This is a genomic window from Shewanella dokdonensis, from assembly GCF_018394335.1.
GTDB lineage: Bacteria > Pseudomonadota > Gammaproteobacteria > Enterobacterales > Shewanellaceae > Shewanella > Shewanella dokdonensis.
Genome location: NZ_CP074572.1, coordinates 982,060 through 1,001,002, shown reverse-complemented (window position 1 = coordinate 1,001,002; position 18,943 = coordinate 982,060). Strand labels below are relative to the sequence as shown.

Below are 18,943 nucleotides of genomic sequence, written 5' to 3'. Positions count from 1 at the left end.
CATAACATGCGGTTTGCACAGGAAAGTCATCTTCAAGAGGTCAAATACTTATCGCGGTATTTTGCACTTCGTTATTAGTTTTAAACCACCGCCTATGACGGTGGTGCGCGGCTAATGATTAGGGTAAAGCCGGGTACAAGCCCACCTCGTCATCAATTTTGTGCTTGCAATAACGAGGTGACTATAGGTGCTACGCGGCATATTTTAGACGTTGAATTCCCGTACCGATGATTGCAGTTCTTCGGCTAATCTTGCCACCTGATGGATAGATTGTGCGGTTTGATCGGCACCGGTCGCTGTCTCTTCAGAAATAAGAGCAATGTGCTCCAGTTTCTCTGAAACTTGCTGACTCACAAGGTTCTGTTCTTGTGCCGCACTAGCAATTTGAGTACCGGCATCGTGCGCTTGATGTACTGAGTCGCTGATAGCCTGTAGTGCCTTGTTTGACTGCTCATTTTCTCTACACAGAGCTGTGCTTGTGACTGACCATACTCCATGACTCCGACAGCTTCTGTCGTGCCTTGTTGCAGTACTTCAATCATTTTCTGGATTTCTGCTGTCGATTGCTGAGTTCTAGAGGCAAGACTGCGAACTTCATCAGCCACCACGGCAAATCCACGCCCTTGTTCACCCGCACGAGCGGCTTCAATTGCCGCATTCAGTGCCAGTAGATTGGTCTGCTCGGCAACACCCCGAATCACATCCAAGATTGAGCCGATGGCACCGCTATCAGCATGTACTTTGTCGATCACCTTGGCGGCTTTGGCTACTTCATTGGCAAGCGATTCAATGGTAAGGCGGTTTTCATCCGCGATACCGTGCATGTTTTGCGCCTGTTCATCAGCTTCCTTGATTTGCGCCAGTGCATTATCAGCACTCAGGGATACTTGTTGCGCACTGGAATTGAGCTCAGTTGTTGCGGTAGCCGCCTGATCGACCTGGCCTTTCTGCTCCTGAATGCTAATTGTTGTTTGCGAAGTAATGGCAGAAGTTTCTTCGGCAGCAGCGGCAAGCTGATTAGAACGATCTAAGATACCGGTGATGAGTTTTCGCAAACTGTCGATTAGTCGGTTACAGTTGCGGGACAGCTCGGCAAATTCATCATGCCCAGAATCGTCGAGTCTATGGGTCAGATCTCCTGATGCCACCACACTTAACGCATGATTGATCTGTTTAAGCGCCGCGGTTAATGGCCGGATGACAGCGATGCTGACACCAATGGCAACCAGGATTGCAATAATCACCACTATCAGCGTATTAATGCTGGCAGAGTCAATGCTGTTAATAATGTCGGTATTAATATCGCTCGACAACTTCTCTATGGTGGCAGAGAGATGCTTCATTGCACCAACCGCATTGCCTTTTAATGCTTCTGATTGCGCTAGATCTTGGCTGGTGCTCAATAACAACTGTACTTGCTTGCCTTTTCGTTGCTGAATCGAATCAGCACCTTGGAGCATTTAAAAATCCCGGCGGTTTGCTGATTGATATCTTTCAGCACATTGGGTTTTACCACCCCTTCACCGTGGCGGTTGATGTACTCAAGTTTAGTCTGCGCTTCGCCAATAATGTAACCCAGCTCTTTGTTAATCAGTTCATACTTACTTTGTTCAGTGGTGGCGACCAGGTCGTAAACAGTGCTGACAATGCTGGTGATACTGTTATCAACGGCAGAGGCTGCCGCCGCGATATCACGTTTAGTGGTGTCATTGGAGTCTTCCAAATCCACTAAATCCAGCAACAGTGAGCCAGCATCATCGGCATCGGAATCCAGTTGATCACGTGTTTTTATCAGATTTTCTTGCAGCTGCAATGCTTGCAGTTTGTTATCCATCATTCGCTTACCAAGACCGGTAAACTCTTGGTAACTGCTGTTAACCTCTGGCAGGATACTTTGGATCTCTTGGCGTCCCTGCAATAGCGGTATCAGCGTATTATACTGTTCAGCAAAGATGCTATTTTGTTGTTCAAATTTATTTTTTACATCAGGCAGTTGTGACGAACGGGGGTGTGAAATGCCACCATGATCAGCCGCTGCTGTTCACTGAGACTCTCGGATAAAGCGTTAGTGGCATCCAATGCCGGCAGACTTAATTTCTGAGTAATCTGAGTGGCTTGCTTTAGCTCATTATTGGTGAGCCAGGAAACTGCACCAAGAATTAATAGCAATAGGATCACCACTGTGAACCCGGCTATTACTCGGGTGGCCATGTTTAACTTCATAGGTTACTCCGGAACAATTTTTATTTTTTGTACGAGGGTAATCAGGCGCAATAGTAAAATCATCGGCCAAACAGTGTGTTAGTTTAATGCTATTTTAACCGTTTTTGCGTGATTTTTTGATCTGATTCAAGGTGCCATAATGTCAGGTACTGATCCCAACAGCAACCGGTATCTAGTGCCTGAACTTTAGGATTGCCGGTTTCGCCCATCAATGCAGCCCAATGGCCAAAGACTTTAATGTAACTGTCGGTTTCAGAGGGAAACAGGAACCAAGGCCGCAGCTCTGAGTCGGTACATTCGGCAGGAGGAAGTTTGCAAGCAAAATCTAGGCGGCCATCGCGGTATAAAAAACGGATTCTGGTGAGCGCATTAATGCAATAACGGATCAGTTCATACTGATCCAAACTGGGATCCCATCCTTCTGGCGCATCGGTATACATACGACTGATGACCACATCAAGATAATCGGGTTGCTTTAATGCCTCGGATACGCGGGAGGCTTCTAGGCGAAGCGTGTCCAGATCCCATTGTGGTGGTATACCGGCATGGGTCATAAGCAGGCGATGTTCTGGCAACTCCTGTAGCAATGGTTGTTGTCTTAGCCATTCTAGCAAGCGCGGAAAGTCATCAGCTTCAATGAGTTCTGTCAGTTGGCAGGAGGGGCGGGGTGTGCGTAACCCAGCCTTGATACCAAAAAGATTGAGTTCGTGGTTACCCAGCACCATTCTGGTGGCGTTATCCAAATGCTCAAAAACCTTAATGTTGCCAGTGATTCTGAACCTCTGGCAATCAGGTCGCCTACCGACCACAACACATCCCGTGATGGATTAAAATCCACAGTTTCCAGCAGTTTTTTTAATTCGCTGAAACAACCGTGAATATCACCTACAAAATAATTAGCCACTGCACATTCCTTCCTAATGGATCATTCCGGGTACAGCCAGGCGAAATGCATTTATGGGAACATAAAAGCTTCGACCCTGATCCGTTTCCATCAGATAACGACCTTCCATAAAACCAAGTGGGGTATCAAGCACTGTGCCACTGCTGTATTGGTAAGCAGTGTTTGGCTGAATATTGGGGGTTTCTCCAACCACACCCGCCCCTGAACTTCTGTCTTTTTACCGTTAGCGTCAGTAATAATCCAGTGGCGGCTCTTTAAGGTGATGCTTTCGTCACCCAAATTGATGATGGTGATGGTATAACTGAACAGATATCTGTCCTCATCGGGCGCAGACTGATGGGCAATGTATTCGGTTTTTACCTCAACTCTGACAGAATTATGCTGTTCCATTTCCCTTCCTGTTGTATATGACTCGATGGGGAAACGTAGGACGCTGCAACAGCGTCCCCCGCTGTCTAGATTTTTTCTCGTACAAATAGTTGGCCAAGGCTACATATTGACTCACACTGATCTGCTCGGGGCGTAGCCCAGGATCAATCGCTAACGCGGCAAAATCTTCATCGCTGAATAATTGCTTCAGATTGTTCCGCAATGTCTTCCGGCGCATATTAAACGCAGTAGCGGTGATGCTCTCCAGCAATTTAACGTCTTTGCAGGGCCAAGGTTGCTGCTCATAAGGCACTAAACGGACAACGGCGGAGTCAACTTTGGGTGGCGGGGTGAAACTACCGGGTGGCACTTCAAGCACGGGGACTATCTGACAATAATATTGTGCCATCACGGTCAAACGTCCGTAAGCTTTACTGCCGGGCGCTGCCGATAACCGTAACACCACTTCTTTTTGCAGCATGAAATGCATGTTGCTGATATGTTCCGCAAAACTAAATAGGTGGAACATCAGCGGAGTAGAAATATTGTATGGCAGATTGCCGAATACTTTTAACTTTTTGCCATCCCGCAATAACTGCTTGAAATCAAACTGCAGTGCGTCACCTTGGTGGATTTCCAACTTGTCTTTTAATATTGGGTGATGTTGCAGCCGCTCGACTAAGTCTCTATCTAACTCGATAACGGTCAAACGGTCGATGCCTTCGGCTACCGGCTCAGTGAGCGCCGCCAAGCCGGGGCCAATTTCCACCATAATGTGGTCATTGTCCGGGGCAATGGCAGAAACAATGCGGTTGATTATATGGCTGTCGGTCAGAAAGTTCTGACCAAAACGTTTCCTGGCCGTATGGCCTAAATGTACTTTATTACTCATTAATGCTCAGTTGCGATCAGTTTTTATGTGCTAGCTCAATGGCCTTATTTAAGGCACAAACAAAGCTGCCGAGATCTGCTTTTCCTGTGCCAGCCAGTTCCAATGCAGTGCCGTGATCAACAGACGTTCTGATGTAAGGCAGGCCTAGTGTGATATTGACCGATTTACCAAATCCCATGGACTTTAATACGGGGAGCCCCTGATCATGGTACATGGACAAAACCACATCGGCGTCTTGCAGATACTTAGGTTGAAACAGTGTATCGGCGGGTAATGGGCCAACAATGCGCATGCCTTGCTGCCGTAACTCATCAAGGGCCGGGATGATCACATCCAGTTCTTCACGTCCCAGATGGCCATTTTCACCTGCATGTGGATTAAGGCCGCAAACGTAAATTTTCGGATTTTCCAGCGCAAAGCGATTGACCAGATCATGGTGCAGAATGTTGATCACTTGGTGTAACCGATCGCGGGTGATGGCTTTGGCTACATAGGCCAATGGAATATGGGTGGTTACCAGCGCCACTTGCAATCCTGGACATGCCAGCATCATCACTACATCTTTACAACCCGCTTGATGGGCAAAGAACTCAGTATGCCCTGAAAAGGGGATCCCAGCCTGATTGATGATGCCTTTATGTACCGGCCCGGTGACCACGGCGTCAAATTCGCCGTTCATGTTTTTCTCACCGGCATAACTCAGTGTTTCTACCACATAGGCGCTATTCTGCTCGTCCAAAACCCCACAACGAGCCTCAGCTGCCATCTGAAACGGAACAATAGTCAATGTTCCCGCTTCTTGTGGCTTAGGCGCTTGTGATGGTTGATATGGCCGCAGTTGCAGGCTTAGTCCAAGCATTTTAGCCCGAGACTGTAACAGCGATGGATCGGCGCAGACGACCAGCTCTGCTGGCCAACTGCGTTGAGCCAGTTGTACTACCAGTTCCGGACCGATTCCGGCGGGGTCGCCAGCGGTGATGGCAATACGTTTAGTGTCCAAACTGCTTACCCTCTGTTAGGTTGAGGATCGAAAACTTCAATGTATGCGCTAGCCCGCATTTCGTCCAGCCAGTTCTGTAATTCTTCATTGAACTTACGGCGGAAGATCAGCTCGTGAGCGCGGTTGGTGTTGAATTCTTTAGTGGCATCGGTTGTTCTGCGACCTTCGAGTTGCACTATGTGCCAGCCAAAAGAGGAACGGAAAGGTTCACTGATTTCGTTTTCTTTCAGGTGTGACAAAGTTTGTGCAAATTCAGGAACATAAATTGATGGTTCCGCCCAACCTAGTTCCCCACCTTTAGTTGCAGAGCCCGGATCTTCAGAATATTGTTTGGCCAAATCTTCAAACTTGGCCTTACCACTTTTGATATCTTTAATAAACTGTTCTAGCGTTGCCTTCGCGCGTTCTTCTGACAGAATTGGCGATGGTTTCAACAAAATGTGACGAGCTTTGACTTCCTGTACTTCTTTCGTTTCCAGTCCTCGCGCGTCCATCACCTTGATAATATGGAAACCGGCACTGCTCTTGATTGGGCCGATAATGTCACCTTTTTTGGTGCCATTAACCACTTCGGCAAACAGTGTTGGCATTTCATTGATGTTCATGTAGTCCCAGATCCCGCCTTCCAGTGCTTTGGGGCCCGCGGAAGAAGCAATCGCCATCTCACGAAAATCGGCGCCTTCCTTAAGACGGCTTAAGACATTGTCAGCACGTTTGCGAGCACTTTCCAACTGCTCAGGTGTTGGATTTTGTGGCACTTCAATCAGAATATGACCAATTTGAAACTCGACATTTTTCAGCCCTTGATCTTGAATCAATTGCACCAGATGGTTAATTTCCTGTGGCGACACTTGGATGCGGCGTTGTACTTGAATACGCTGGATTTCACCGAGGGTAATATCTTCTCGCAACTGTTCGCGGTATTGGCTGAAACTCTGGCCATCCGCCTCAATTTTGGCTTGTAGTTGCGGTACGGTGACATTCTGCTGTTTAGCAATGTTGGCGATAGTCTGGTCTAGTTGCAGGTCACCGATATGTAACCCGATGCGATCTGCCGTTTGCAACTGTAGCTTGGTGAGGATCAGACGTTCAATCACCTGGGTGCGCAGGGCGTTATCAGAAGGTAATTTCTGGCCTTTTTCCTGCGCACTGGCTTTAATTTCTGCCATCATATTCTGGACTTCGCTTTCCAGCACCACACCGTTGTTTACCTGAACCGCAATACGGTCCAGCGGTTGCGGATCCGCTAAGGCAAATTGGCTCACTACCAGCGCACATAGTGCAAATACTAAACTTTTACTGGGGGTCATTAACAAAATCCTTGCCACATTTTTTATTAAGGCGGCGACATTTCGCCGCCGTAGTTGTCCAGTTTTGACTGTCAGTTCTGTCTGAGGTTCAGCAATCTACCACAAATCCATGCTAATTCCTTAGATAAAGTGGTTTCCGATAATTGAACAGCCCATCGTTCATCATGTCAGTTACACCTAATGGACCGGTTCCACCCAAGCCTTTGATAACAAAGTTAAGGTAGAAACCTGTTTCAAATAATTCGCGGTTATCAATTGCGGGGTTGTAGTTATCTTGGTAGTTAGTCTTGATGTGGTAATGGTAAGCTAAGCGCACCGCCCAGCAGCAGGATTCGTATTGAAAACCGGTATAGGTCTCAACTGAACGGTCTTCGTTCAGGTCATAGTACCAGTTACCCACAAAGTACAAGCTGTCACTTACTGGCCAGGTGGTTCGGAAACCGGCTTGTGAAATGTCTACACGGTCATTGGTATTACGGTTCAGTAGATCGGGGACAAAACGGTAACTCAGCTGTACTAACTTATTGGGGCCTGGTCGATAATCGAGGGTGACCTCGCTTTTTTTATTCTCTTTATAGCGGGTGTCATATTGAATGGCACTGCTGATGAACCAGTCACTATAGAGATGGGCATCCAATTCTGCGGCTAGCACTGAGGTAGAACTGTCTTGGCGCAATTCATCGGAATAGAGGTTGACCTTACTTTTTCAAAATACAGGATCTGCCCCAGACTGAATTTCAGTTGCTCCAGATTGTGTTCATCAAATAAACGGGTGGTTAACCCGAGTGTCAGTTGGTTCGCATCGGCAATACGATCTAACCCAGAATAGCGACGATCACGGAATAACCCGGTGTAGTCCTGTTGCAGGTCGGCGCTGTCATAAATCCCAATTTGGTCTTGGTTTCTATAACCCACGTACAGATATTGGAATTGGGGTTCAAGCGTTTGACGATAGTTCTCTTCAAAATAACGTGCTTGGCGCTCAAAATTGATTTGGCCGTGAACCCTCACTTGCGGCAGTGTCCGGTTGACGGTTTCCTGCAATTCATCATTTTGCAGATTGTGCTGCCAGTAATTGGTCTGCAACAGTTTCAGTTCACTGGTAAGTGAGCCCGCAGGCCCTTGTATTGGCAAGGTGATTGTTGGTTCAAAGTGCAGGCGATCTGCGGAGTTCCAATCTTCACCGCGATGTTCAAAATTGGTGAGTTCAGAATACAGGCTAAAATCCAGTCCTTGCCAAAAGCGGGGCGCCCGGAAATTGTATGTTAGCTGTGGCATCACCTGATATGGCGCTTGGTCTTCTCCCAGCACTTTGATGTCCTGTACCCGCACGCCAAAGTTCCAGTTATCCGTGTAGTAACCTAAATCACCCACACGGTTAAGTTGGTTATCGGTTGCACGGTTCACATCTGATTTCAGGTCGTTAAAATAGTTGTTGTCAGAAACATCGGTGAAGTTAGCGCGTACTCGCCAGTTTTCATCCAAGGCACCTTGTTGTTGCCAATGAAACATATAACGATCAGGGCTGTGCGCTAATTTGCCATCACTCCCGAGATATTCCAGATTAACTTGGCCTTGTTGGTCTGCCCCAGCCAGATAGCGAAATTCTGTTTTGGTAAACAGCCCGCGGGAACTCATATAAGTTGGCGTAAATGTCAGGTCGTATTCTGGCGCAATATTCCAGTAGAAGGGGTAGAGACTTCAATCCCGTTAGTGGTACTGGAACTCAACATCGGGAACAGGAAGCCTGTTTTACGCTTATCGGTAATCGGTATGGTCATGTAGGGCATATAAAATACCGGAACGCCACCAACCCGTAGCTTGGCATCCCAGATTTCGCCCCACTCATCTTTGGAATCAATACGGATACGGCGCGCTTCTAATACCCAAGACTCATCCTCTGGCGGACAAGTTGTAAAACTGCTGTCTTGCAGGATCAGATTGTTATTCTTGGTAATTTGCAGATTTTTAGCTTTGCCGTGTAACTGTTGCCCATGTAACCAGTATTGCGCATCCGACAGTGAAGCAACGTTAGAACGCATTTGTGCCTGCATCGACTCAGCGGTAACTGTCACCATGGAGTCTTGAAAGACTAAGCTGCCATCTGCTGAGAATTGTTGCAGTCGTTGATCTACTGCCGCCTTGTCAGCGGTTATCCGTCTGTCAGCCTGTGACAGTGAGACATCTCCTTGGAAAACTGCACTTTGACCCAATTTACTTTCTGAATAATCCGATGAAATTTCAATTTGCTGATTATTCTTGTTGGCGGCATCCGTAGTTGAAGGCGTATAAGGAACGGGAGGCACAATAATACACTGGCCGTAGGTTTCATCCGTCTGTGGGTCGGTGGCTGCTATAGCCACGGGGGTGACGAGGCTCAAAGCCAGTATCAGTCGCTTCCGCATCTTTGGTCTTTATCGGTTCTTCTTTGTCTGGAATCGTATTTCGGAGAGTATAGTTGCATCTGTCCAGTTGCAACGCCAGCCAGGAAAAACTCCATCACCATAGGCTGTTTCCTGTTTTTTCCGCCGCTATAATAAAGCAATTTTATCCCAAGAGCCACGAGGTGAACTTGTCGGACTCCAGATTTCTTCAATTACAGCAATGGTTAGCGTGTCAGTTTGCGGTGCCTATAACCGTGAGTTTGATCTCCGGTGATGCCAGTTTCCGGCGATATTTTCGGGTAATGGTGGGAACACAAAGTTATATAGTGGCAGATTCTCCACCAGAAAAGCTGGATAATCAGCCATTTTTAGCGCTGGCCGACGCCTACCTTCAGGCGCAGATCCCGGTACCAGAGATTATTGCTGTGGATGTAACACAGGGTTTTATTTTGCAGCAAGATCTGGGCGACCAGCAGTTACTGTCATTGCTGAACATTGACAATGTGAGCGACTGGTATCGGCAAGCGTTAGCGCTATTACCTCAAATCGCTAAGGTTACTAGTAGTCAGGCTGGGCCTCTGCCGTTATATGATGCTGCGTTTGTCCAACGCGAACTCGCTATCTTCCCAGAATGGCTTTTGCAGCAACATTGGCAGTTGTCACTGACGGGGACGAGCAACAGTTGTTGCAGCAGGTTTTTGCGTTGTTAACCGAAAATGTGTTGGCGCAACCGCGTGTGGGAATGCATCGAGATTTTCATAGCCGGAATTTGATGGTGCGCCAGCAAAGACTTTATGTGATTGATTTCAAGATGCAGTCCAAGGCCCACTCACTTATGATGCCGTCTCTTTACTCCGGGATTGCTACATTCGCTGGCCGGATTCTGTGGTTGATAAGCTGCGTGACGGTTTTTATCAGCAATGTCAGCAACAGCAGTTGCTGGATAGTCAGGTCTCGGTGGCCCAGTTTAACCGTTGGTTCGACCTGATGGGATTACAGCGTCATCTCAAAGCTGCCGGTATTTTTGCCAGACTGCTGCACCGGGATGGCAAGTCAGGTTATATAAAGGATATTCCCCTTACACTTGAATACGTTGCTGATATCAGTGAACGTTATCCTGAGCTTAAAGATTTTGGCGATTGGGTGCGGCAACGCCTGTTGCCATTATGCGGAGAGAACTGTTAATGCGGGCGATGATCCTAGCTGCTGGCCGCGGGGAGCGTTTGCGGCCGCTCACAGATACCTTACCTAAACCGTTAGTCCCGGTAGCCGGAAAACCCTTGATTGCTTACCATCTGCAACATCTGGCGGCATTGGGTATCCATGAGGTGGTGATCAATTGCGCCTGGTTGGCACCGCTGCTGATGGATACGCTGGGCGATGGCAGGCGCTACGGGGTAACTATTCACTACAGCGTTGAAGCGCAAGCGTTGGAGACCGGTGGGGGCATCAAGCGGGCTCTGCCGTTGCTGGGGAGCGAGCCTTTTTGGTGATCAATGGCGATATTTATGTTGATAAACTGCCGTCGCTTCCTATGTTAAAGGATAATTGTCTCGCGCATTTATGGATGGTGGCGAACCCATCTCATCATCCACAGGGGGACTTTGTCTTGAAAGACAATTTTTTGGTTGCGGAAGAAGAAGGAACCAAACTGACCTTTTCCGGCATGGGGATCTATCATCCGCAACTGTTTGCTGATGTTAACGAAACACGTTTTGCGTTGGGGCCGTTGTTACGGCAGAAGATTGCTGACGGATTTGTCAGTGCCGAGCAATGGCCAGCTTACTGGTGTGATGTTGGCACGGTTGCACGCTTGCAGGCGCTGGAGCAGCGATTAACGGGTGCAACTGCGCTTTGAGCTAACTACTCTTCATATTTGCCACGGCAGATGTATGAAACGACAGGATAAATAATGCAAATTTGGGGTAAATTTTTCGGCGGTGTTATCGGCTTCATGTTCGGCCGCTTTTTTGGTGCACTGCTAGGGATCTGGTTGGGGCATCAATTTGACAAGCGGCTATCTGGTACGGGAGATGCGGCCGCGCGTCAACAGCAGTTTTTCAATACTACCTTTGCTGTGATGGGGCATATTGCCAAGGCATCTGGCCGAGTGACTGAAAACGATATCCGTATTGCCTCAATGCTGATGGATACCTTGCGGTTGGACAGTGATGCTCGCCGTGGAGCGCAGCAAGCGTTTCGAGATGGCAAAGCCGTAGATTTTGACTTGCAGCAGCATCTACGGCGTTTTCGGACATTGACCTTTGGCCGCCGCGAAGTGCAGCAGATGTTTTTAGAGATCCAGATTCAAACCGCATTGTCTGACGGTGAACTGCATCCTAAAGAATTGGATATCCTGCACACGATTGCCCGAGAGCTGGGATTTAGTCAGCAGCAATTAGAGGCGCTACTGAAACGTTGGCAGGCTGAATTTCGTTTTCAACAGCCCAATAATAATGCCACATCAGAACATGATGCCTACCATCTGCTGGGGCTGACTCCTACCGCCAGCGATCAGGATGTGAAGCGCGCGTATCGTAAGCTGATGAACGAGTACCATCCAGATAAATTGGTGGCCAAAGGATTGCCAGAAGAGATGATGGAAATTGCCAAGCGTAAAGCGCAGGATATCCAAGCGGCTTATGAGCGGGTTAAGTTGGCGCGGGGCATGCGTTGAGCCCATTGCCGGCTATCTGAAACCAGTGACAATGCCAGCCAGTGAGGTGCATGATGAATCGATACAGTTTACTGCTGCTTGGTTTATTTGGCGGTAACGCAATCGCTGCCGAAGTCTTTGTTACGCCTTATGCGGGCTACAGTTTTGGTGGCCAGGGGCTGGCTGTCAACGGCGTTGACGATTATCGTTCCGGCAAAGCGGAAGATTCTAGTCATCTTGGTGTAATGCTCGGTTTTACACTGTCACCGTTAAGCGATAGTTATTTTCTCTATAGCCACCAGCAGACCGATCTGCTCCAGCAAGTCGATGGTCGTGAACAGCGGTTTGATGCCTTGAGCGTTGATTACTGGCACGCTGGTGGTACTTTGTACTTTTCTCGTGATAACTTACAGCCTTACGTGACCGGCAGTTTTGGTCTTACCCGTTTGCAACCTGAGCAATCATTGGATGCTTCCAGTTATTTTTCAATGAGCTTGGGCGTTGGGGCGCAGTTGTTTCTTACCGATAACTTGGCACTGCTGACTGAAGTCAGAGGGTTTGCCACCTTTGTGGGTAATGACAAGCGCTTTGATTGCTATCAGAACCAACAATGTACTTGGTATTACAGTGGCGATACCGTATGGCAGGGCAGGCCAATATAGGATTGAAGTTGCAGTTTTAAGTAAAAGGAGACAGTTGTTATGACCGAGGCACTCAAGATTGTGGTACTTGATGGCTACACCCTCAACCCCGGTGATCTTTCTTGGGACGCACTGGCACAGTTAGGCCAATTACAGGTATATGATCGAACTACCGTGGCCGAGACTGTTGCTAGAGCCCAGGGCGCGCAAATTCTATTGACCAATAAAACCATATTGGATGCCGCCACCTTAAAGCAACTACCGGATGTGAAATATATTGGCGTGTTGGCTACCGGTTACAATGTGGTGGATCTTAAAGCGGCAGCGGCACAGGGCATTGTGGTAACTAATGTGCCTGCTTATGGCCCCGATGCCGTAGCGCAGATGGTGTTTGCCCATATTCTGCATCATACCCAGCAGGTGGCGAGTCATCATGCAGCGGTCGCGCGTGGCGATTGGAGCAACAGCATCGATTTCTGCTTTACCCTCGCGCCATTGACATCGCTCAGTGGCAAAACATTGGGGGTGGTGGGGTACGGTGATATCGGCTCACAAGTGGTGCGCATTGGTCTGGCATTGGGGATGAAAGTCTTGTTGCACACCCGTTCGCCACGCACAGGCCTACCAGAAGGTGTGACACAAGTGGATTTGCCAATGCTATATCAGCAAGCGGATGTCATATCGCTGCACTGTCCATTGAGCGATGCTACCGCCGGGATGATCAATAAAGACAGTTTGGCGCTGATGAAACCTGGGGTCATTCTGATCAATACCGCTCGTGGCGGACTGGTGGATGAAGCGGCCTTGGCAGAAGCGCTGCATGCTGGGCGCATTCGGGCAGGTGTCGATGTGTTATCTAGCGAACCACCCAAAGCCGATAATCCGTTGATCACCGCGCCGAATATCAGCATTACGCCACACAATGCTTGGGCAACGACCGAAGCTCGCCAAAAGCTGATGGATATCGCGATCAATAATGTGGTGGCCTACTTACAGGGTAAAACCCAGAATCAGGTCAACTAACGCAATAGTCGTGATAAATAAACGCCCGCAATCGCGGGCGTTTTGATGAGCACTAGAAAGTGACTTTCACACAGGCTGCGGCGCGCAGCGCCTTATCAATGGCCGCGGGTATATCGTTATCGCGCGCCAATGCAACCCCTAACCGACGGCGACCATGAATTTCCGGCTTACCGAACAGGCGCAGTTGGGTATCAGGTTCAGATAATGCCTCGGCAATCCCCTCATAACGGATATTGCAGGAATCACCTTCACGTAGCACTACGGCAGACGCACTGGGGCCATGTTGCTGAATGTTAGCAATTGGCAGCCCGAGAATTGCCCGTACATGCAGTGCAAATTCCGACAGATCTTGGCTGATCAAGGTGACCATGCCGGTATCATGTGGCCGTGGGGATACTTCAGAGAAGTAAACGTCATCGCCTTTAACAAACAATTCAACACCAAATAAACCGTAGCCACCGAGCTCGGTCACTACCTTTTGACCAATCTCTTTAGCCTTTGCCAACGCTGCATCAGTCATCATCTGTGGCTGCCAGCTCTCACGGTAGTCACCGTCTTCCTGACGATGGCCTATCGGCGCACAGAAGTGAATACCGTTGACGGCACTGATGGTCAGCAAGGTAATTTCATAATCAAACGGCACAAAACCTTCGACAATAACCCGCCCCTGACCGGCACGGCCACCTTCTTGGGCGTATTGCCATGCTTTGGCAATTTGCGCGGCATCGCGGATCACGCTTTGGCCTTTGCCGGAAGAACTCATCACCGGTTTCACCACACAAGGGAGACCTATTTGCGCGACCGCGGCCTTAAACTCAGTTTCAGTGTCGCAGAATACATAAGGTGAGGTTGGCAAGCCTAAGGTTTCGGCAGCAAGGCGACGGATCCCTTCACGATCCATGGTTAACCTTGTGGCTCGAGCGGTAGGTACTACGTGCAAGCCTTCTGCTTCCAGTTCGACCAACGTCTGGGTGGCAATGGCTTCGATTTCTGGGATCACCAGATCTGGCTGTTCTTCGGCAATAACGTTACGTAACTCTGCACCATCGAGCATATTGATGACATGGAAACGGTGCGCTATCTGCATTGCTGGAGCATTGGGGTAGCGATCGACACCAATGACTTCCACACCTAAACGCTGCAACTCAATTGCTACTTCTTTACCTAGCTCGCCGCAGCCCAGTAACATGGCGCGTTTAGCGCCTTCACACAGGGAGTGCCTATCATTTGTGGGTACCTTTATGGTTATAGTGAAACGCCCTTAGGCGTGATGCCCGCTAGTTTACCCATTTGTTGCTAGTGCTTGCAGTATGCTGATTGAAATGTGATGAAATTCACATAAAATTAGGGTGCTATTGAAGCGTTATAACACTGTCAGATGTCGCTTTTTTCAGCAATTAGTGATATAGCTAATTGCCATTATCAGTTTGATTTGACTCGATATAAATCCGCCAGATTCACGGTGACTCAAGCGATAAATTATGGAACAGTTAGCGTTTTTTGATATTCCTAGTCCCTGTATCGGCATCTGTCAGTCCGATGAGCGTGGCTATTGCAAAGGTTGTATGCGCAGCCGCGAAGAGCGTTTTGGCTGGTTAAATTTCTCTAACGCGCAGAAAGCTGACATCATCCGTCTGTGTCACGCTCGGAAACGCCGTCGACAACTGGCGATGTTAAAACAACGACAGCTGCAACAACGCGAACAGACCGCAGCGCTTAATCAACAGTTGAATTTTGACGATAGTGTCGGTGACGTTGAAACCCTAGACTTGAATGATTTTAAACTGGATTAGTGAGGTTAAGATTGTTTAGTCTGCGGGGCGGAAGTGAGTAATGGCGCTGTTTTTTCCAGACTATTACATTCATTAACGGCGAAGCAGCACACTTGATTACGTCCGCGTATTTTGGCTTGATACATGGCTTGGTCAGCATCGTGCATCAGCCCTTCTAATTTGTAACCAGAAACACCAGTTTCGGAAACGCCAAAACTGGCGGTCAGACTGAAATCATAACCACTGTCACTGGTGTAGAGTGTGCTCAGTCGTTGCCGTAAAAGTTCGGCCATCTCTTTAGCCTGTTTGAGATTGGTCTGTGGCAGCAAAATACAGAATTCCTCACCACCTACGCGGCCTAATAGATCATTATGGCGGCAAATGTTGAGACTGTTTTCCGCGACATTTTTCAGTGCCCAATCACCAGTCTTATGGCCTTTGCTGTCGTTAATCTGTTTGAAATGATCGATATCAAACATCACGCAACTGACGGATTCTTGATGTCGCTGGCTATGTTCTAACAGTTGATGTGCCATTGTCGTGAAATGAGCCCGGCTGAAGATATTGGTAAGTCCATCATATTCAGCAAGTTTGCGAAAATGACGTTGATTGCGCCATGACTGAATGGCACTAAAAATTAATAACGCGATGACACAAATGAGTGCGACGATCAGTTCTCGTTGTGCATAGCTTTGATTCTCTGTCAGCTTTTGTTGCAGTGTCAAAACACGGTTTTGCTGATTTAACAGTGTGATGCGGCTTTGTTGCTCGATACTCTGATGCTGCGCCAACTGATAAGCCATTGTTTTGGCTTTGACTTCATCTAGGTTTGCTTTGTCGGATTCCGCGTAATTAATGTATGCATCTAGGGCTGCGGCGTTATCTCCGTGACTACGATAATACTGGTACAGCACCTTGTAAGCTCGCGTCCTAGCGCCGTTCAATGGAGCTTGAGAACTTTGGACTTTTACTGCGTTATTGGCGGCTTGGAACGCTTTCTCCTGCATATTTAGCTGCCAATAAGCTTCACTGAGGACGGAGTAGTATTCTCCAATAGTTGGTTGATATCCCGTTTTTAACAGCATGGGCATTTGTTGCTCTAACTTTGTGATGGTCTCTTCTGGCTGATTATCTAATAGATAACCCTTTGCTTGAACCCCAATAATAATGCTTGCCATCAATATCTCACCATTAGCTTCGCATTGGGTTATTGCATCAGAAAACGCTTGAGCAGAAGCTTTTATATGGCCTAGTTGACTAGCTGCATCGAGTGCTAGTTGGGCTGCGAAACATGTTTGGCGTTCAGTCGTTGCAATTTTTTTAGTTGTTCACTATAGTTGTATCCCAGTTGATACTGACCTAGAGCATTATAAAATATTGCTGCAATCATTATAGAAAGTGATTGTAGTTGTTCATTTTTTATGGACTCCTTTTGTTTTAAAGCATCATCTAGGTACTGAAGTCCTTCAATCCAGTTCTTCAGGATCGCAAACTCATTGACGATTGAAATTTTTGCTCTGAATTTTTGCTCCTGGTCAGCATTTGATTGTAGTAAATCCTTATAAATGCTGATCGCGGCGTCGATATCTCCTTTAAAGGCGAGCTCATAACCTGAAAGATATTGTAGGTAGTATGTTTCTTGTTCTGATAGTTCGAGGCTATGTTTACGTATTTCATTCAACTTAACACTAAAGGTGCGGGGATCACTTGAACGAATTTCATCTGCTGCTTTTAGTTGCAGCATGAAGTCACTGGCTAAAGTGGAAACTGAAGCCAGTGAAAGCAACAATATTATGGGTTTGAAATAACGGTTAACCGTTAACCGCATCATCTTTTTTGGGTTGCTCATCTTCGTTTGGTTCTTCCTCATCGGGTACTGCTTGAGCACAGCATATAATAGTATTCTCGATGTCCAGTTCAGCTCTTAAACCTGTTAAGTCTCGTGTCTTTATACAGTAAATTTGTGCATTACTTAATTCACTTTTCAGTAATAACTGCTCAAGTTTTTCAGGCTGCAATAATGTTGCATCCCTGCCAAGTTTTTCCAGTAATGCGATCACATCTGTCATGGTTGTTTTCTCCTGCTTATATTGAATGGTATTACATTGTTTTGCTGCTTGGTTATCTCTTTCACTTGGGTTTGAAGTTGCTGTAGCCGCGCTCTCAGCCGCGGATTGGGGATCATGGGAGTCAATGGCGGTATTACCAAAGTGGTATGTAGGTCGATATCGGCAAATATCAATGACTTCAATGGCATCTGTTGCATACGGGGCGTTGGCAATGGGCTCGTTGCTGCCACAGGGATAATCCTGCGCAAGGAGCTCAAGTAATAACCGGCGCTCGACAGCACCGGTTGCATCGATTCCCAAAGCCAACACCTGCCGGAAATAAAATCAGGAGATACTTATTCAGCTAATTGCAGTGTCCTTTTTTCTGAATAACTATAATCGTGATCGTCTTCTGTTGCTATTTGGATCGGGCAGTTACGTGAAGAGTTCATTAATAAATATTCTTTCAGTTTCTCAATATCGTGATCGATAACCGCTTTTTTACTGGCTCAGAAAGCGTTGATATTGAAAGTAAATGTGCTATGTCGTGGTTTTTTAGCGTACTGTCAGTTGCTAGTTTTTCTAGTAGGGTTATCACTTCAGTCATGGTTGTTTTCTCCTGCTTGTATTGAATGGTATTACATTGTTTTGCTGCTTGGTTATCTCTTTCCCTTGGGTTTGAAGTTGCTGTAGCCGTGCTCTCAGCAGCGGGTTGGGGATCATGGGAGTCAATGGCGGTATTACCAAGGTGGTATGTAGGTCGATATCGGCAAATATCAATGACTTCAGTGGCATCTGTTGCATACGGGGCGTTTGCAAGGGGCTGGTGGCGGCTTCATAGAGCCAACAGAGATGCTCTAGGGGATAGTCTTTTGCAAGAATTTCCAAGAGTAATCGGCGCTCGGCAGCACCGGTTGCATCGATTCCCATGGAGAGATCACCCGCAAGACCTATCTGCCATAAGATCAGCATGGCGGTTGGATCTATTCGCCGTTTATACAACATAAATTGGCTGGCTTCGTAATGCTGACAGCCCTGTTTGCCAGGATCCATGCCTAAATCAGCATAAAGACAATCTTCGGCAGAAATACCGGGGATCATTTTGGCTTCATAGCCCATTTCTCTGGCGCGGGCGATAGCATCATGAGGGGCTTTGGCAAAAACGCCGGGATGACCATAAAAGGCACCGACCACATTCTTACCTTGCTTGACTTCAGCCAGCATGGTGTCAACCATTTCGCGGTAGGTAATGTGGCGGGATTTATCTTTGCCATACAAGGATTGTAGGCTACGTACATCGTGGTGGATTTCATTGAGCCACAGCTCGACAAATCCGTCAGAAACTCCAGCAAATACCACATCCGCATTTTCAATATAACTGCGGCTTAGCGGGCAGATATGCGCCCCAAGCGTCATTCCTACCCCTACACAATAAAGACTGCCTGCCATTATTTGTCCTGAAACTGTCTGTCCATATGTTTGGTATTCAAGCGCAATTGTGTTGCTGTTTTTAGTACAGCAGGCAATTTTTCAGCTAAAAAGTTTGCTCTGGCGCCGGTTTGTAATTGTTGTTGCTGATGTTACCGATAGCGCTAACAAAATCCGCTGCCAGCTTATCTTTTCAGCAGTCGTTAATGCATTCTAAAGAGGATAGTATGTGAAAACAATTGATGAATTGTTAATTTGTATGGTTATTTATATAAATAAAAAGCGACCCGTAT

General features: G+C 47.5%; 10 protein-coding genes and 8 pseudogenes. 6 read left to right on the top strand and 12 right to left on the bottom strand.

Going from position 1 to position 18,943, the window contains the following annotated elements; all coding sequences use genetic code 11:
• Window positions 1–204: 204 nt before the first annotated feature.
• The 7 genes and pseudogenes from KHX94_RS21715 to lptD form a co-directional block, all read right to left on the bottom strand.
• A pseudogene (locus tag KHX94_RS21715) lies at window positions 205–2,223 on the bottom strand (methyl-accepting chemotaxis protein).
• 89 nt (window positions 2,224–2,312) lie between these two features.
• Window positions 2,313–3,127, bottom strand: a pseudogene (locus KHX94_RS04735) (symmetrical bis(5'-nucleosyl)-tetraphosphatase).
• Window positions 3,128–3,140: 13 nt separating this feature from the next.
• Window positions 3,141–3,517, bottom strand: a pseudogene (apaG, locus tag KHX94_RS04730) (Co2+/Mg2+ efflux protein ApaG).
• A 67-nt stretch (window positions 3,518–3,584) separates the two neighbouring features.
• A pseudogene (gene rsmA, locus KHX94_RS04725) lies at window positions 3,585–4,388 on the bottom strand (16S rRNA (adenine(1518)-N(6)/adenine(1519)-N(6))-dimethyltransferase RsmA); the annotation flags it as partial.
• 16 nt (window positions 4,389–4,404) lie between these two features.
• Window positions 4,405–5,388 (bottom strand): 4-hydroxythreonine-4-phosphate dehydrogenase PdxA, encoded by a 984-nt coding sequence (gene pdxA, locus KHX94_RS04720; protein ID WP_189617202.1) that lies wholly within the window; start codon window positions 5,386–5,388, stop codon window positions 4,405–4,407.
• Between the two features lie 5 nt (window positions 5,389–5,393).
• A complete protein-coding gene (surA, locus tag KHX94_RS04715) occupies window positions 5,394–6,698 on the bottom strand; it encodes a peptidylprolyl isomerase SurA (RefSeq protein ID WP_213682563.1) in 1,305 nt (434 codons plus the stop codon).
• A gap of 112 nt (window positions 6,699–6,810) precedes the next feature.
• Window positions 6,811–9,103, bottom strand: a pseudogene (gene lptD, locus KHX94_RS21710) (LPS assembly protein LptD).
• 161 nt (window positions 9,104–9,264) lie between these two features.
• Between lptD and KHX94_RS04705 the strand changes: the two are divergent.
• The 5 genes and pseudogenes from KHX94_RS04705 (at window position 9,265) to KHX94_RS04685 (ending at window position 13,402) form a co-directional block, all read left to right on the top strand.
• Window positions 9,265–10,267: pseudogene (locus KHX94_RS04705) on the top strand (aminoglycoside phosphotransferase family protein).
• Window positions 10,267–10,940 (top strand): annotated as a pseudogene (gene murU / locus KHX94_RS20990) (N-acetylmuramate alpha-1-phosphate uridylyltransferase MurU). The pseudogenes KHX94_RS04705 and murU overlap by 1 nt, the downstream one beginning before the upstream one ends.
• A 54-nt stretch (window positions 10,941–10,994) precedes the next feature.
• Entirely contained in the window at window positions 10,995–11,759 is a 765-nt protein-coding gene (gene djlA / locus KHX94_RS04695) for a co-chaperone DjlA (RefSeq protein ID WP_213682562.1), read from the top strand.
• 50 nt (window positions 11,760–11,809) lie between these two features.
• Window positions 11,810–12,400, top strand: a complete 591-nt coding sequence (locus KHX94_RS04690; RefSeq protein WP_213682561.1) for an outer membrane beta-barrel protein — start codon at window positions 11,810–11,812, stop codon at window positions 12,398–12,400.
• A gap of 39 nt (window positions 12,401–12,439) precedes the next feature.
• The gene (locus KHX94_RS04685) at window positions 12,440–13,402 is read left to right on the top strand and encodes a D-2-hydroxyacid dehydrogenase (protein WP_213682560.1); all 963 of its coding nucleotides are present in this window, start codon (window positions 12,440–12,442) and stop codon (window positions 13,400–13,402) included.
• Between the two features lie 52 nt (window positions 13,403–13,454).
• On the opposite strand, the pseudogene purT reads toward KHX94_RS04685, so the two are convergent.
• Window positions 13,455–14,629: pseudogene (gene purT, locus KHX94_RS04680) on the bottom strand (formate-dependent phosphoribosylglycinamide formyltransferase).
• Window positions 14,630–14,883: 254 nt separating this feature from the next.
• Here purT and KHX94_RS04675 point away from each other — a divergent pair.
• Complete coding sequence (locus KHX94_RS04675; protein ID WP_213682558.1) at window positions 14,884–15,195, top strand: DUF1289 domain-containing protein; 312 nt, start codon at window positions 14,884–14,886, stop codon at window positions 15,193–15,195.
• Window positions 15,196–15,200: 5 nt separating this feature from the next.
• On the opposite strand, the gene KHX94_RS04670 is transcribed toward KHX94_RS04675, so the two are convergent.
• From KHX94_RS04670 to KHX94_RS04655, 4 genes are all read right to left on the bottom strand, one after another.
• Window positions 15,201–16,352 carry a GGDEF domain-containing protein gene (locus tag KHX94_RS04670; protein WP_213682557.1) on the bottom strand — a complete coding sequence of 384 codons (1,152 nt, stop codon included), beginning with the start codon at window positions 16,350–16,352 and terminating at the stop codon, window positions 15,201–15,203.
• A gap of 95 nt (window positions 16,353–16,447) precedes the next feature.
• Window positions 16,448–17,023, bottom strand: a complete 576-nt coding sequence (locus tag KHX94_RS04665; protein ID WP_213682556.1) for a hypothetical protein — start codon at window positions 17,021–17,023, stop codon at window positions 16,448–16,450.
• Window positions 16,986–17,543: a hypothetical protein gene (locus KHX94_RS04660; protein ID WP_213682555.1), complete on the bottom strand. Its 558-nt coding sequence runs from the start codon at window positions 17,541–17,543 to the stop codon at window positions 16,986–16,988. Before KHX94_RS04660 ends, KHX94_RS04665 begins: the two co-directional genes overlap by 38 nt.
• Before the next feature lie 282 nt (window positions 17,544–17,825).
• Window positions 17,826–18,671: an SAM-dependent methyltransferase gene (locus KHX94_RS04655; protein ID WP_213682554.1), complete on the bottom strand. Its 846-nt coding sequence runs from the start codon at window positions 18,669–18,671 to the stop codon at window positions 17,826–17,828.
• Window positions 18,672–18,943: the final 272 nt, after the last annotated feature.